Annotated in this window: 16 protein-coding genes; 10 read left to right on the top strand and 6 right to left on the bottom strand. The window is 64.3% G+C overall.

Annotated features, from left to right (window positions below; genetic code table 11):
• Nucleotides 1-52: 52 nt before the first annotated feature.
• The gene (locus KJJ24_RS12270; RefSeq protein WP_250544775.1) at nt 53-2098 is read left to right on the top strand and encodes a transglutaminase family protein; all 2046 of its coding nucleotides are present in this window, start codon (nt 53-55) and stop codon (nt 2096-2098) included.
• A gap of 137 nt (nt 2099-2235) precedes the next feature.
• Nucleotides 2236-2439 carry a hypothetical protein gene (locus KJJ24_RS12265; protein WP_214339102.1) on the top strand — a complete coding sequence of 68 codons (204 nt, stop codon included), beginning with the start codon at nt 2236-2238 and terminating at the stop codon, nt 2437-2439.
• A gap of 9 nt (nt 2440-2448) precedes the next feature.
• Here the strand turns inward: KJJ24_RS12265 and KJJ24_RS12260 are convergent, their stop codons facing one another.
• The gene (locus tag KJJ24_RS12260) at nt 2449-2925 is read right to left on the bottom strand and encodes a redox protein (RefSeq protein WP_214343664.1); all 477 of its coding nucleotides are present in this window, start codon (nt 2923-2925) and stop codon (nt 2449-2451) included.
• A gap of 237 nt (nt 2926-3162) precedes the next feature.
• Here KJJ24_RS12260 and KJJ24_RS12255 point away from each other — a divergent pair, with 237 nt between their 5' ends.
• On the top strand, nt 3163-3537 hold the full coding sequence (locus KJJ24_RS12255; RefSeq protein ID WP_214339100.1) for a hypothetical protein: 375 nt from the start codon (nt 3163-3165) through the stop codon (nt 3535-3537).
• On the opposite strand, the gene cobA is transcribed toward KJJ24_RS12255, so the two are convergent.
• Both cobA and KJJ24_RS12245 read right to left on the bottom strand, forming a co-directional pair.
• On the bottom strand, nt 3524-4318 hold the full coding sequence (gene cobA / locus KJJ24_RS12250; RefSeq protein WP_214339098.1) for a uroporphyrinogen-III C-methyltransferase: 795 nt from the start codon (nt 4316-4318) through the stop codon (nt 3524-3526). The genes KJJ24_RS12255 and cobA overlap by 14 nt on opposite strands.
• A complete protein-coding gene (locus KJJ24_RS12245) occupies nt 4315-4974 on the bottom strand; it encodes a CbiX/SirB N-terminal domain-containing protein (RefSeq protein ID WP_250544773.1) in 660 nt (219 codons plus the stop codon). Before KJJ24_RS12245 ends, cobA begins: the two co-directional genes overlap by 4 nt.
• A gap of 9 nt (nt 4975-4983) precedes the next feature.
• On the opposite strand from KJJ24_RS12245, the gene KJJ24_RS12240 reads away from it, so the two are divergent.
• The 5 genes from KJJ24_RS12240 to KJJ24_RS12220 all read left to right on the top strand — a co-directional run bounded on the left by KJJ24_RS12240 (nt 4984) and on the right by KJJ24_RS12220 (nt 9040).
• Nucleotides 4984-5202: a hypothetical protein gene (locus KJJ24_RS12240; protein WP_010305959.1), complete on the top strand. Its 219-nt coding sequence runs from the start codon at nt 4984-4986 to the stop codon at nt 5200-5202.
• A gap of 282 nt (nt 5203-5484) precedes the next feature.
• Complete coding sequence (locus KJJ24_RS12235) at nt 5485-7059, top strand: ferredoxin--nitrite reductase (protein ID WP_214339096.1); 1575 nt, start codon at nt 5485-5487, stop codon at nt 7057-7059.
• A gap of 87 nt (nt 7060-7146) precedes the next feature.
• On the top strand, nt 7147-7281 hold the full coding sequence (locus tag KJJ24_RS12230; RefSeq protein WP_214339094.1) for a ferredoxin--nitrite reductase: 135 nt from the start codon (nt 7147-7149) through the stop codon (nt 7279-7281).
• Nucleotides 7282-7348: 67 nt separating this feature from the next.
• Nucleotides 7349-8239 (top strand): formate/nitrite transporter family protein, encoded by an 891-nt coding sequence (locus KJJ24_RS12225; protein WP_214343660.1) that lies wholly within the window; start codon nt 7349-7351, stop codon nt 8237-8239.
• Nucleotides 8240-8242: 3 nt separating this feature from the next.
• Entirely contained in the window at nt 8243-9040 is a 798-nt protein-coding gene (locus tag KJJ24_RS12220) for a hypothetical protein (protein WP_214339091.1), read from the top strand.
• 56 nt (nt 9041-9096) lie between these two features.
• Here the strand turns inward: KJJ24_RS12220 and cynS are convergent, their stop codons facing one another.
• A complete protein-coding gene (gene cynS / locus KJJ24_RS12215) occupies nt 9097-9510 on the bottom strand; it encodes a cyanase (RefSeq protein WP_250545028.1) in 414 nt (137 codons plus the stop codon).
• A 272-nt stretch (nt 9511-9782) separates the two neighbouring features.
• Between cynS and KJJ24_RS12210 the strand changes: the two genes are divergently transcribed.
• Nucleotides 9783-10868, top strand: a complete 1086-nt coding sequence (locus tag KJJ24_RS12210) for an anthranilate phosphoribosyltransferase family protein (RefSeq protein WP_214339088.1) — start codon at nt 9783-9785, stop codon at nt 10866-10868.
• A gap of 2 nt (nt 10869-10870) precedes the next feature.
• Here the strand turns inward: KJJ24_RS12210 and KJJ24_RS12205 are convergent, their stop codons facing one another.
• Nucleotides 10871-11080: a hypothetical protein gene (locus tag KJJ24_RS12205; protein ID WP_214339085.1), complete on the bottom strand. Its 210-nt coding sequence runs from the start codon at nt 11078-11080 to the stop codon at nt 10871-10873.
• A gap of 241 nt (nt 11081-11321) precedes the next feature.
• On the opposite strand from KJJ24_RS12205, the gene KJJ24_RS12200 reads away from it, so the two are divergent.
• Nucleotides 11322-11786: a nitrate reductase associated protein gene (locus KJJ24_RS12200; protein WP_214339082.1), complete on the top strand. Its 465-nt coding sequence runs from the start codon at nt 11322-11324 to the stop codon at nt 11784-11786.
• On the opposite strand, the gene KJJ24_RS12195 is transcribed toward KJJ24_RS12200, so the two are convergent.
• Entirely contained in the window at nt 11747-14002 is a 2256-nt protein-coding gene (locus KJJ24_RS12195) for a molybdopterin oxidoreductase family protein (RefSeq protein WP_214339078.1), read from the bottom strand. The two genes, KJJ24_RS12200 and KJJ24_RS12195, sit on opposite strands and share 40 nt — an antisense overlap.
• Between the last annotated feature and the right edge of the window lie 13 nt (nt 14003-14015).

Genomic DNA, 14015 nt, shown 5'->3' with positions numbered 1-14015 from the left:
GTGCTGCCGGATCGACGCACCCGCGCGATGACAGGGCCAGACACCATCGGCCGTGACAGCCACCGCCAGCATCAACCAGGCCACAGCCGCCGCCGTTGAAGCGCGGCTACAGCGGGCAGGCATCCGCCTCACCATGGGCGGTGAACCCACGCTGGTGCCGATCGATCCAAAGGGTGCCGAGTGGAGCGTGGCGGCCGATGGGCCCACCAAACTCCGCTACGCGCGGCGATTGGCAGCTGAACTGCAGCGCCGCGCCTGGCCTGGCAGCACCCTGCTCTATTGCCCAGGTAAGCGATACGACGGGGAGGTGAACCCCCGCTGGGCCTTGCGCCTGATCACCGGCACCAGCGGCGAGCCACTGGTGCCGCTACAGCCCGAAGCCGACGCGGCAACGGCGATCCCCGATCCAGCGGCGCTCGAGATGCTCCTGGCGGCAATCGGCACCGATCTGGGCTGCCCGCTGCAGGCCCTGCCCCTGCGCGATCCTCTGCAGAGCGACCGGCAGGTGTGGGCAATCCCCCTGAGCTGCGAAGACGGCCAGTGGCGTTCCATCCCCTGGCCCCTGGAGGATGCCTTACGGGAGCTGAGCGGCGCTCCAGGCCCGGCGGGACTGCGGTTGCCGCTCCAACATTTCCCTCCTGGTGCCCTACGCCAGGTGCTCACCCTGGAGCGCGATGCCGCCAGCTGGGCACTGTTTCTGCCGCCGCTGGAGCGCGAACCGCTGGAGCAGCTGCTGCGCAGCTTGGCCGCCCATAGCGACGCCTGGCAGCAGCCGGAACTGAGTGGCGTCTTGCCCTGGGATGCCTATGAGCATTGGCAGGTGCTGGGGCTCACCGCCGATCCCGGCGTACTGGAGGTGAACCTGCCGATCTGCCACAGCTGGCACGAGTACGCGGGCTGGATCGAGCTGCTGGAGCAAGCCGGTGCAGCGGTGGGCCTGCGCAGCTGGAAGCAACAAGGGGAACGCACGGAGGGCACCGGCGGCGGCAACCACCTGCTGCTGGGCGGCCCCAGCCTGGACGAGCATCCCTTCTTTTCACGGCCGGCCTGGCTGGTGGGGATGCTGCGCTACTGGCAGCACCATCCCTGCTTGGCCTATCTCTTCAGCGGCCGCAGCGTGGGCCCCGCCTCCCAGGCGCCACGACCCGATGAAGGCAGCGCCAGCCTGCTGGATCTGCGGCTAGCGCACGGCGCCCTCGAGCATCTGCCACCCGGCGACCAGCGGGTGGCCATCGGCGAAACCCTGCGTCATCTCCATGCCGATCGCAGCGGCAACACCCACCGCAGCGAAATCAGCCTCGACAAGTTCTGGAACCCCGCCTGGACCGCCGGCTGCCAGGGCCTGCTGGAGTTCCGTGCGCTCGAATCCCTGCCGGATCACCGCTGGACCAGCGCCGTAGCGCTGTTGTTCCGGGCCCTGGCGGTGCGGCTACTCAAGCCGGAGCTGCGCCCCCAGGGCCTACGGCCCTGGGGCGAAAGCCTGCATGATCACGCGCTACTGCCCAGTGCCCTCTGGAGTGATCTGGAGCTGCTGCTGGCCGATCTCGCCGCTGATGGGCTGCCCCTCGACCCCGAGCCCTTCCGCGCCATCTGGGAATGGCGCTTCCCGCAGCTGATGCACTGGCAGCAAGGGGAGGCTGCGCTAAGCATTCGCCAGGCGCTTGAACCTTGGCCCCTGCTGTGCGACACGCCAGTGGAAGGAGGCAGCACCAGCCGTTTTGTGGACAGCTCGTTGCGCCGCTTTGAAGTGATCGCCACCCCCGGCTTCCAGCAGCGCTATGCGCTGCGCATCCAAGGGCGCCAGCTGCCTTGGCCCAAGGATGCGGATCAGCTGCTGGCCGTGCGCTTCCGCCAGGAGGCGCTGTTTCCCTGCCTGCATCCCTGCCTGCCGGTCCACGTGCCACTGCAGCTGGTGCTGTGTGATGCCTGCAGCGGTGATCCCGTGGCGAGCTGGCAATGGCTGGATGAGTCCAGGGGTTTTGAGCTCCTCACTGACGTCGACGAGACGCATCGGAAGGCCGCGGCGCAAGGCCAGGGCTTACAAGCAACCCTGCGCGGAGCTGGGGAGCACTGCAGCACAGTGGATTTACGGCTGTAGAAGCGGGCAAATCGGAAGGGAATCAGGCTTCGCTTTCAGCTTTTTTTCCTGAGCCTCAAGATTGATTGCGTGGGCAAAAACACACATGCCAGCGCCCCTCCAGCAGACGTAGAAACAGATCAGTACGGAGCCGATCCATGGGCGGGCAGCTGCACCTTGTTGGCCTCACAGGCGATGGATGCCGAATCGCGCGCGATGGCGCCGGCGGCTACGTGGTGAACCACGCGGAGGTGGATGGCACCTGGCAGCGGGTGGCCAATCTCCCCGCTGCCTATGCCGTGTGCGAGCGCTTCAATCAGCGCGATGTGGTGCCGCTACCTCGCCGCCGCGAACAGGCCTGAGCCTGCGGCCTACCAGCTCACCCCGTGCAGCTTCGGCAGTGGAGCTGTTTTGAAGGTGGTGGCGAACAGGCGCGGAATCAAGCGGCTGTTATAAACCCTGAACTCACGCATCACGCTGGCACCTTCCTCACGCACGGCTTGATTGAGCACCACCGATCCATCGGGGTCTGACACGGAGCGGTGGAAGGTGCCTGGCGGGATGCGCAGGATGTCGCCGCCGGTTTCCAGGCGAACAAGGTGGTACGGGTAATTCCAGCCGAAGTTCACCAGGAAGAAGGTGCGGCCGCCATGCAGCGCAAGCAGGTTGTCTTCCTGATGCGGGTGTAGATAAAACTGCCAGGCACCTGTGTTCTCCTCATCGGGAGGACTTACAGCGGGCCCTGCATGAATCACCAGATCGCGGGCGTTGGATTCGGCAACGGTGATATCAAAAAACCGCACCGCGGGAGTATCACGGAATTTCTCATAGGGAATCAACTCAAACATCGGAGCCCGCGCGCTCGAAACGGGCTCCTGGGATCGACTCTCTCGTTCGAGGGAATCTTGCTGCAGAGGTAGAGCTGCCATGGCAAGGCGAAAGGCGGTGGCCTGGGAATGGGCCAATGAACCGCACAACGCGATGCTTAAAGGTTCGCAGCACTACGCAATCAACCTTTCCATAGACCAGTGCATCAGGTGGTTTTGCAATCAGTAGCGTTGGTTACCTCCACGCACTGCCTCCCGATGACGGCCCCCTCCAGCAGTTGCACCCATCAAGGGTGGCGATCAGGCATCACCAGTGCAGCATTCACGGCCCGCAAGCAGCAGGCGTTGGTTCTGTTGCTGACGCAGCAGCTCATGGATGCTCAGTTTGTGCGCGCCGATGCCAAAAGCACGGATCGCCTCTGGCGGGAAGTGGCTGCCCTGGAGATCGATCCGGATCGAATCCTCCATTTGCTCTATTGCGGCCTCGACGGCAGCGACCGCCAGTCGGTAGCCGAACAGGATGATGCCTGGATTCAGGCGCATGCAGCCCTTCAGCCGCGGGGCTGGAGTTTGCGGCACCTGCACCTGGGGCATGGCCTGCGGCGGCCGCAGGCAGCGCTCAACCCTGCTTGATCGGAATCGGCATCTCCACTGCGGCCGGCTCGGGCGCGCAACTCTCCACCCGCTGATTCACCACCTCACCGATCACCACAATCGAGGGGGAGGCGAGTTCCGCCTCACGCACCGCAACAGCCAAGCCAGCGAGATCCCCAATCACCGAGCGCTGCCCGCGCACCGTGCCCTGTTGCACCGCCGCGGCCGGCGTGGTGGGTGCCAGACCGCCGGCGATCAGCTCTTCACAAATGTGGGGAAGGTTGTGCAAGCCCATGTAGATCACCAGCCCATCGCTGCTACCGGCAAGGGCACGCCAATCCACGCTGGGGCGGCCCTTATCGATCTCCTCATGGCCGGTCACGAAGGTGACCGAGCTGCCGGCGCGCCGGTGGGTCACCGGAATGCCCACGTAGGCCGGAGCGGCAATGCCGGCGGTCACACCCGGCACGACTTCAACCGCCACTCCATGGCGCTCTAGGTGCGCCGCTTCTTCGCCACCGCGACCAAACAGGAAAGGATCACCACCCTTCAGGCGCACCACACAGCGATGCCGGCTCGCCAACTGCACCAGAACCGCGTTGGTGCTCGGTTGGGGCACGGAGTGGTGACCGCGTCGCTTACCCACAAAGTGCTGCTCGGCCGTCTCGGGCACCAGCGCCAACACCTCCCGCGGCACGAGCGAGTCGTACACGAGGGCATCGCAGCTGCTCAGCAGCCGATGGGCCTTGATCGTGAGCAGATCGGGATCGCCAGGACCCGCGCCCACCAGATACACCTTGCCGATGCTGGACTCCGTCATGGCAGGTTGCGCAGCAGGGTGAACACCAGGTCTCGGGTGGCAGGGCGCTCGAGCAAGGCCGGAGCGTCGAAGCCCGCATCCTCTAGCTGAGCAGTGATCCGGTTGGGGGCCAACGCGAGGGGGAACGGGCCGCCACCAGCTCCGTCCACCATCCACTCACTGATCAATGGCCGCTCCACACGCTGCGACAGAGCGCTCAGATAGCGATCGGCCACGCCGGGGCGCAAGGGGTGGTGCAACACCGAACCAGAGCCAGCCGTAGCCACCTGGTGGCGGAGGTGCTCCAGCCACGCAGGCCAAGCCCCCAGAAACGGCAACAGCACCACCTCATGGCCAGCCGTGCGCAGCCGGGCCCGCAGGGCTGGAAGATCAAAGCGGGCATGGCTGCCGGGCGTGAGCAGCAACGGCACCACCAACAGCCGCTCTCCAGAGGGCAAGGCCACCGGATCAGCGGTGAGCGGCTGCACCCACACCGGCGCAGATCGCTGCTCAGCCAAGGCGCCCAACGCCTGCTCGAGCACGGTAGGAACCACACCACCGCTGTGGCCATGAACCACCACCAACAGCGACCAGGGGCCACGGCGCCGCAGGTTCCGTAGCAACGGCCACCACTCCCTGGAGCCGTGGACTGGTGAAGTCGGCACATCGCCTGTCATGCCTTCACCATGCCATCGCAGCGCCCCATCCCCAGCTCGAGACGCAGCCGCACCGCTCGGCCGCAAAGCAGGAGCACTCGCCGCTCCAGCGAGCGGTTCAACGCCGACACCACCGACACACGCTGGCGCCGCGAGCTGGATGCCGATCTGATGGCGATGGGCCGGGTCTGGCAGATGATCCGCTACGGCGCTGTGCGGATGCTCGGCGAAATCGGCCGTCAATACTGAAGATCGGCTCACCACGAGCATCTGAGAACCGCATCATCAACTCGGATGACGCGCCCTTCTCAAGTAGCGGTTGACACCATTCGCCAAGCCCACGACATTCGTAGCAACAGCAACAAACGCCCTGCCGGCAGGAATGGCTTAATCACACCAACCAAGCCGTGCTGTTCGTTCTGAAGCGGCCTGGAGACAGCGCATCCCCATGCAGCGCGCCGAACCGTCTCTCGGTTCGAGCCCGACAACGCTGGCTCCAGTTCCACTCAGACCATTTCCTCAACAGCAGCCATGGTGGTTAGCCCATCCATCACTGACGAGTCCCCTCAACCCGGCGCCTTGGCGTCTTGGCTCGAGGGCAAAAAACTCAACAAGATCGAGCAGAACAAAGCCGCGAAAGACGGTCTGCTCGTGGGCAGCGAGATCGAACGGTTTGCCCAGCTCGGCTGGGAAAACGTCGATGAGACCGACCTCCAACTTCGGCTCAAGTGGTACGGAATGTTCTGGCGCCCGAAAACGCCAGGGCTGTTCATGCTGCGGCTGCGCGTGCCCAATGGTGCGATCAGCGCCGAACAACTGCGCGTGGTGGGCGGCATCGTGGCCCGCTACGGCACGAACGGCAGTGCCGATATCACCACCCGCCAGAACATCCAGCTGCGCGGTGTTCTGCTGGAGGATCTCCCCGAGATTCTGAGCCGTCTGCAGGAGGTGGGGCTCACCACCATCCAATCCGCCTTCGACAACCCCCGCAACGTGACCGGCAATCCCATTGCCGGCATCGACCCCCACGAAATCGTGGACACGCGGCCTTACACGGTTGAGCTGGAGAACTACCTCACCAACAACCGCGCCGGCAATCCGGAATTCTCCAACCTGCCGCGCAAGTGGAACACCGCTGTTGCCGGAGCTCGCGACAACTTCCTGCTCCACAACGACATCGTGTTCCACCCGGTGGAGCGCAACGGTGAACTGGGCTTCGGGGTGTGGATCGGCGGCATTCTCTCCTCGCAGATGAATGCCTACGCCATTCCCCTCAACGCCTGGGTTCGCCCCGATCAGATCTGCGCCATCACCGGAGCGGTGATCAAGATCTGGCGCGACAACGGCGAGCGCGACAAGCGCCCCAAAGGCCGCTTCCGCCTGTATCTCGATCAGGTTGGGCTCGACGCCTTCCGTTCGATGGTGGAAGAGCGCTTCGGCCCGCTCACCCCGGACCCGGGCTCGGTGTTTGATCACGAACCCCGCAGCCACTACGGCATTCATGCCCAGAAGCAGGAAGGCCTGCACTACGCCGGCCTGCACGTGCCGGTGGGTCGCCTCAAGGCCGACGACTTCCAGGATCTGGCGGGGCTTGCGGAACGCTATGGCGACGGCGACATCCGCCTCACCGAAGACCAGAACGTGATCCTCAGCGGGATCGCCTCCGAGCAAATCCCTGCCTTGCAGGCCGAGCCACTGCTGCAGCGCTTCAGCCTGGCCCCGAGCCACTTGGCGGCCGGCACCGTGAGCTGCACGGGCAACACCTACTGCAGCTTCGCCCTCACCAACACCAAGGATCAGGCCCTCGCCGCCGCCGAAGAACTCGACCGCGAGCTGGAGCTGCCCGAGGAGCTGAAGATCCATTGGACCGGCTGTCCCAACACCTGCGGCCAGGCCTACATGGGGGCCATTGGCCTCACCGGCACCAAAGCCCGCAACCCTGAGGGCGGCATGGGCGAGGGCTACGACATCACCATCGGTGGATCCCAGGGGGCCAACCCTCAGATCGGCGAGTTGCACCGCAAAGCCGTACCCGCCAGCGAGGTGAAACAGGTGCTCAAGGAGCTGCTGATCGAGCAGTTCGGCGCCAAGCCGCGCCAGCACTGATCGGTCCTGGTGCGCAGATCACGGCCGCGGCGCTGCTCTTTTGAAGCCCGGCTCCCTTGCCTGCCGCACCCCCATCCTCCACACGCCATGCCTTCCTCCAACCAACGCGATCTCTTCTCTCGCTTTGTGAACTGGCTCAGCAGCAGCGGCCAGGACACTCCCCCGATCAGCCGCAACAGCCGCGATCTCTTCTCACGCCTGATGAACCGCATCAGCGGCTGAATTCAGCCGTTCATTCCAGTTAACCCAAACCAGCGCAACGCAACCCATGAGTGCAACAGCCTCACAGATGGACTACGTCCTACCCAATGAACTTGTCGACGGCATGATTGCCGCCGGAGGCAAAAAAGCCACGGTCAGCGTGAAGAACCTGCTGATCCGCGGTTTCTACTCCGGCGCAATCTTGGGCTTGGCCGTGATCCTCGCTCTCACTGTGGCCGCACAGTCGGGCATGCCCTTCCTGGGATCGTTGCTGTTTCCCTTCGGCTTCGCCAGCATCGTGCTCTTCGGCATGGAGTTGGTCACGGGCAACTTTGCGTTGTTGCCCATGAGCGTTTGGGCAGGCAAGAGCAGCTGGAGTGCCACCTTCCGCAACTGGATCTGGGTGTGGATCGGCAACTTCATCGGCACAGCCGTTGTCGCCCTAATCATGTGGGCCAGCCTCACTAGCGCCGGCACCGTTGAGCCTCTGGCTGCTGCCGATGGCGGCAAAGGCTGGCAGGTGGTGGCAGCCACGATCATCAAGCTCAACAAGCTGAACGTGGTGACCAAATACGAAGCCCTCGGCAGCACAGGTTTCTTCCTGGCCTTCCTGCGTGGCGTAGTGGCGAACTGGCTGGTTTGCCTGGGCGTGACCATGGCTCTGGTGAGCAAGAGCGTGCCCGGCAAACTTCTGGCCTGCTGGCTTCCCATCACTGCTTTCCAAACGATGGGCATGGAGCACATCGTGGTGAACCAGTTCCTGCACACCGCCGGTCCCCTGCTGGGTTCCGGGGTGCCCTTCAGCAAGGTGATTGTGTGGAACTTCATTCCGGTCACCGCCGGCAACATCGTGGGCGGGATGGTGTTCATCGGGATGCTCTTCTACAGCACCCACCGCACCAAGATCAGCAACGTGCTGCCCAAGGAGCACGATGAGAAGCTCGAGCGTGAGCTCGCCGCCGAACTGGGCGCCCGCTGATCCATGCCCTCCACTGCCGCTGCCAAACGCGTGCTCTCTGCTGAGGAGCACGCAGACCTCGCTGCCCGGCTGGGTCGATGGCGGCGGCAACCCCTCAGCCCAGAAGAACTGGCTGAACTCTTGCCCCGGATCGCCGAGCCTGATCTGGCCCTCGCTGTTGGCGAGCGGCTGGGGATGGCCGGCCCTGGGGCGATTGCGTTGATCTTGGACCTCTGCTGCGATGGAGGGTGCAGCCTTCCGCTGATCCGCGCCCTGGGCATCTGCCATCACCCACAAGCGAAGGATCAATTGCTGCAGTGGCTGGACCCAGCAGGACCCCTGCGCCCAGCCGTGCTTGAAGCGCTGGCCTGCTGGGGCCAGGAGATTGATCTGGCCATCATTGAATCGGCCCTCACCGCGCCCGCTCAAGCCGAGCGACTGGCGGGCTTAGCCCTGCTCACCTTCCGCAGCCGCAGCCTGAGCACCGATGCGTTCCTTACGCTGACCCAACCCCTCCTGAGCGATCTGCGCGCTGAGGTGGTGATTGCCACGTTGAGGCTCCTTCAACGCCGCCAAGAACCCGAAGTTCTGGCCGTTCTGGATTCCTGCATCGATGCCGACCAGCTGCCCGGCGTGGCAGAAACAGCCATCCAAGCCTTGGGCTGCATCAGCAGCCACGACAGCTGCCGCCTGCTGATTGCACGCTTGAGACAGCTGGAGCACACACCGCTGGAACACTGCATCCGGCGACAACTCCAGGCGCAGGTGCGTCATCGCACCTGGCTGGAGCAACAGCTGCGCGAGCAGAATCTGACGCTCTGATTCAGTAAGACATCAAAAAAGCCCGCCGGAGCGGGCTTTCTAGGTGAAGGATTACTTCACCACTTTTTGTAGGGCAGAAACTTGCCGCACATCGTCACTTTGACACGATCCCCAGCAGGATCAGCCACTTTGTCGACATCGAGGGTGAAATCAATCGCACTCATGATGCCGTCTCCGAACTTCTCCTGAATTACATCTTTGAGCGGCATGCCATACACCTGCATAATCTCGTAGAAGCGGTAGATCAGGGGATCTGTAGGGATCACAGGATCAAGACCACCCTTGGTGGGATAGGCCTGCAGCGCTTCGGTGATCGCCGGATCAAGGCTCAGGAGTTCAGCCAACTTGCTGGCCTCTTCAGCCGACGCCGTGGACTGGCCGTAGAACAAAGAAGCGATCCACACTTCATCGCGACCCAGTGCCGCCTCTAGATCAGCGAAGCTCAAACCTTTGGCCTTCTTGGCCGCCATAAGCGTCGCCGTGATTGTGGCCTGAGAGGGAGCCGCAAGGGAGGGCATTGCAGCGGGGGTAACAGTCATACCAAAAGCCGCATTCGCGGCAAAACAGCAACGGAACGCTCAGAAAAGAAGCGCCGTTCCGGGTTCAAGAATCGCCCGATCCGAGGCTTCAACAATGCAGCCGTTGCAACCGAATGCCGCCGCAGTCCGGTAGCGGTCGCTACCAGAAGCGGCCCCACCGGCGCGCAGAATCGCAGTTGAGACCCAGCTTTAGCGAAACCCGCTTGACGCTCGCTGCCCCTGCCACTGCCCCAGAACGTTCGTGCAGCGCCGCCAGCAAGGAACGCTTCAAAACCTATCTGCGCAAAATCGGCAGCGGCGAGCACACCAGCAGCGGCCTGAGCCGCGACGAGGCCGCTGATGCGATGGAGCTGATTCTGGATGGGGGTGCCAGCCCTGCCCAGATCGGTGCCTTCCTCATCGCCCACCGCATCCGCCGGCCCGAGCCCCAAGAGCTCACCGGGATGCTGGATGTGTACAGGCGCCGCGGCCCCCAGCTGCGCACCAGCCAACCAGCCATCAGTTTCGGGATGCCCTTCGATGGGCGCACCCGCACCGCACCGATCTACCCGCTCACCGCTCTGGTGCTGGCCTCAGCCGGGCTGCCCGTGGTGCTGCAGGGAGCGGGGCGCATGCCGGTGAAATACGGCGTCACCGCCGTCGAGCTGTTTGAGGCACTGGGGGTTTCACTCGGGGGCCGCAGCCTGAGCTGGGTGCAGCAGCAACTGGATCAGCTGCAGCTGGCTCTGGTGCATCAGCCCGACCACTTCCCCGCCGCAGAAACCCTGATCAGCTACCGGGAAGATCTGGGCAAGCGGCCACCGGTGGCCAGCCTGGAACTGATGTGGACGGCCCACCACGGTGATCACCTACTGGTGAGCGGATTTGTGCATCCGCCGACCGAAGCGAGAGCGTGGCAAGCCCTGGAGCTGGCGGGCGAAACCAACGTGCTCACCGTGAAAGGCCTGGAAGGCAGCACCGATCTCCCCATCAGCCGGGCGTGCGTCACCGGCCGGCCCAGCAGCGGTGGCGATGGGCGCCAAATCTTGCATCCGCGCGACCATGGCTGCTTCGGCCACGATCCCCTCTGGGAAGGGATCGAAACCTGGGGATCCCAGGCGATGGCCGCACTCGGCGGTCAGGGTGAGCTAGCGAATCCCCTGCTCTGGAATGCCGGCACCTATCTCTGGCAAGCCGGCCTCGACCCTGATCAGGCCAGCGGTCTTGATCATGCGCGGGAGCTGTTGCAGAGCGGCGCCGTCTTGCAACGCCTGCAGCAGCTCCGGGAACACGCAGGCCCTAAGGCCTGAACTCAGCGGCTGCCGAGGTCTTGCCAGAGGGTGGCTTGATGGGCCACCACGGGCTGCACGGCGCTGGCCTGAGCCGGTGCAACGGTTTGCGCTGTTTGCATGCTGCGCACCAGCTGAACCGCCAGGGAGGCGACCACAAAAGCGCCGACAAAGCCAGCAGCCACCGTGATGGGGCTGCGCTCAGTGGAAACTGCTGAGGAACGAAGGGCCATCAGACCGAAGCATCACTGCGGTCACTATGGAGACTCAGCCCAGCCCGTGCCAGCAGCCGGCGCGAGAAACGTTGCAGAGGCAGCGCTAACACCCCAGCTGGAAAGAGTCAACTGACGCTGATCCGATGTGATCCAGCCATGGCAAACCCCAAGGCTCATTCCCAGGGCAATCGCAAAGCGCATCGCTTGATCACTTGAATGGAGGCATCGTCGTGGGAGTGAGCTTTCCGCGCGGCAACCGATGACACCAAATCCAACAGCCAACCACTGCTTCGACTTCGAACAAGACTTTGTGGGCAATTGGCGCTGCATTCCGCTCTGCGTGCGCCGCAAGTTGGATCTGATCGGCCTCAAGCTGAAGCTGAACCACTGGCTGGCCATGAGCCAGGCGCAGCGGCAGGAATTGGTGGATTGGGACGATCAACCAGCAGCCCTCGCTGACATGGCCGAGCACTGCCGCAGCCTGACCCGATCGATGGCCGACGGGGAAGCCAAACCCCTACCGCCCGCTTGCAGCGAAGCCTGGCAACTCGGCTCGAGCGTGGCCGAACACGTGGTGGCCGCCGCCAGCGAACGCGGCATCGCCCTCGGCGTTGAGCAGTGGCAAGAGCTCAATGAACTGGAGCGCTTCGCCCTCTGCAAACTGGCCCGGACTGGCCACGATCATCACAACCTGGAGGCCGCTTTCTCCGAAGTGCTCGCCTGAAGGAACAGGCGCCGCAGACGCTGCAAGCGCCCTTCGCTCTGCTCCAGCGGCTTCACCACCGACACGGCAGGGGCCACCACCACGGCCGTTGCCTTCAGTTCGGGCTGCTTGGAGATCGGGCAGGCCTGATCGTGCATCAACACGTTGGCCTCACAGGCCTGATCCTGGCTGAATCCCCAGTGCATCGGCAGGAAAACTGAACCGGGGCGAATGCGGTCGCTCACCTGCACTTTGGCGGTGACACTGCCACGCCTGGAGCTCACGGCCGCCAGCTCCCCATCCACAACACCGAAGCGCTTGGCATCGTTGGGGTGAATCTCGAGCAGTGGCTCGGGATGCATGGTTTGCAAGCGATCCACCTTGGCCGTGCGCGTCATCGTGTGCCACTGCCCCAGATAGCGGCCCACCGTGAGCACCAGGGGATAGACGGCACAGGGAGGCTCCGCCAGGCCCAGCACCGGATCCGCCACAAACCGGGCCCGACCCGATGGTGTGGGGAAGCAGCCATTGGCGTAGAGGCGTTTGGAATCGCTGCTGGCGATCGAGCCTTGGGGGAACGGCCACTGCTGCGGACCCTCCTGATCCAGCAGCGCATGGCTCAAACCGGAGACATCACACACCCGCCCCGTCGTGAGCGCCGCAAACTCGGCGTACACCTCCGCCGAGGAGTTGTAGGTGAACTGCTGCTCGTAGCCGAGACGCCGGCCCAGCTCCGCAAACACCTCCCAATCGGGGCGGCTTTGGCCGTGGCGCGGGCGATAGGCCGGGCAGTAGGTGACGCGCCGCTCGGAATTGGTCATCGACCCGGCTTTCTCGCTCCATTGGCTGGCGGGCAGCAGCAAGTGGGCGTAGTGGGCCGTTTCGGTGTCGGCGTAGGCGTCGCTCACCACCACCAGTGGGCAGCGAGCCATCGCCGCCTTCACCCGCTCGAGGTTGGGCATGCTCACCAGCGGGTTGGTCGCGACCACCCACCAAAGATCCAGCTCACCGCGCTCCATCGCCTCCACCTGCTGCCAGGCAGCAAGCCCCGGCGATGCCGCGATCGATCCCGGCTCCAAGCGCCAGGCCGCCTCCAGCTCGGCACGGTGCTCGGCATTGGCCACGAGCCGGTATCCCGGCAGCAGGTGGGCAAGGCCGCCAGCCTCACGCCCGCCCATGGCATTGGGCTGACCCGTCAGGGAGAAGGGGCCAGCTCCCGGTTTACCGATCTGGCCGGTGAGCAGGTGCAGATTGATCAATCCGCACACCACAGCCGTGCCCTCGCGCCGCTGGTTCACCCCCATCGACCAGAGGCTGAGGATCCGGTCGTTCCGCGCCCAGAGCGCCGCCACATCCCGCAGCTGCTGCTCACTGATCCCGCAGAGTTCAGCCGTTCGCTCGGGCGTAGCTGAGGCCACCAGTTGCGCGAAGTCTGCGAGCCCTTCGGTGGCCTCTTCGATGAAATCAGCATCCAAACCACCAGCCGCGATCACCAGATGGGCAATGCCGTGCAGCAGCGCAAGATCGCTGCCGGGCTTAATGGCGAGGTGAAGGTCTGCAGCCTTGGTGGTGTCGGTGGCGCGGGGATCCACCACCACCACAGTCACGTCTTTCGGCGTGCGTTTCTTGCGCTTGAGCAGCCGCTGAAACAGCACGGGATGGCACTCGGCCGTGTTGGTGCCGATCAGAAAAGCAACGCTGCAGTGATCGAGGTCTTCGTAGCAACAGGGCGGGCCATCGGAGCCAAGGCTGCGCGTGTAGCCAGCCACCGCTGAACTCATGCACAACCTGGAGTTGGCATCAAAGTTGTTGCTGCCCAGGGCTCCCTTCAGCAGCTTCTGGGCCAGGTAATAGTCCTCGGTGTGGAACTGGCCTGAGCCATACATGGCGATGGCCTGGGGGCCTTTCGCGGCCAGGGTGCTGCGAATCCGCCCTTCCAGCAGGTCAAAGGCCTGATCCCAGCTGATCGGCTGGAAATCCTGATCCAGGCTTGAGCGATACAACGGCTCGCTCAAGCGGCCACGGGCCAGGGCGTCGCCCACCGTGGCCCCCTTGATGCACACCTGCCCCTGGCTGGAGGGATGCTGGCGATCGCCGCGGGCGGTCCACACTGGGTTGCCCTCCGCATCACGCTTCACCGCCTGCCCCGGCTGGGCGGGAGGCATCAGCTCAAGCCCGCAGCCCACACCGCAGTAGGGGCATTGGCTGCGCACACTGCCGGTTGAGGAGAGGGCCATCGAGCAAGCAAAA

It is taken from the genome of Synechococcus sp. LA31 (assembly GCF_018502385.1).
Classification (GTDB): Bacteria; Cyanobacteriota; Cyanobacteriia; order PCC-6307; family Cyanobiaceae; genus Vulcanococcus.
This window is presented reverse-complemented; position numbering and strand designations above follow the sequence as displayed.

Coding starts and splice junctions, on each gene's coding strand:
- KJJ24_RS12265 (WP_214339102.1), top strand. CDS start 2,236: ATGGGCGGGCAGCTGCACCTTGTTGGCCTCACAGGCGATGGATGCCGA.
- KJJ24_RS12260 (WP_214343664.1), bottom strand. CDS start 2,925: ATGTTTGAGTTGATTCCCTATGAGAAATTCCGTGATACTCCCGCGGTG.
- KJJ24_RS12255 (WP_214339100.1), top strand. CDS start 3,163: ATGACGGCCCCCTCCAGCAGTTGCACCCATCAAGGGTGGCGATCAGGC.
- cobA (WP_214339098.1), bottom strand. CDS start 4,318: ATGACGGAGTCCAGCATCGGCAAGGTGTATCTGGTGGGCGCGGGTCCT.
- KJJ24_RS12245 (WP_250544773.1), bottom strand. CDS start 4,974: ATGACAGGCGATGTGCCGACTTCACCAGTCCACGGCTCCAGGGAGTGG.
- KJJ24_RS12240 (WP_010305959.1), top strand. CDS start 4,984: ATGCCATCGCAGCGCCCCATCCCCAGCTCGAGACGCAGCCGCACCGCT.
- KJJ24_RS12235 (WP_214339096.1), top strand. CDS start 5,485: ATGGTGGTTAGCCCATCCATCACTGACGAGTCCCCTCAACCCGGCGCC.
- KJJ24_RS12230 (WP_214339094.1), top strand. CDS start 7,147: ATGCCTTCCTCCAACCAACGCGATCTCTTCTCTCGCTTTGTGAACTGG.
- KJJ24_RS12225 (WP_214343660.1), top strand. CDS start 7,349: ATGGACTACGTCCTACCCAATGAACTTGTCGACGGCATGATTGCCGCC.
- KJJ24_RS12220 (WP_214339091.1), top strand. CDS start 8,243: ATGCCCTCCACTGCCGCTGCCAAACGCGTGCTCTCTGCTGAGGAGCAC.
- cynS (WP_250545028.1), bottom strand. CDS start 9,510: ATGGCGGCCAAGAAGGCCAAAGGTTTGAGCTTCGCTGATCTAGAGGCG.
- KJJ24_RS12205 (WP_214339085.1), bottom strand. CDS start 11,080: ATGGCCCTTCGTTCCTCAGCAGTTTCCACTGAGCGCAGCCCCATCACG.
- KJJ24_RS12200 (WP_214339082.1), top strand. CDS start 11,322: ATGACACCAAATCCAACAGCCAACCACTGCTTCGACTTCGAACAAGAC.
- KJJ24_RS12195 (WP_214339078.1), bottom strand. CDS start 14,002: ATGGCCCTCTCCTCAACCGGCAGTGTGCGCAGCCAATGCCCCTACTGC.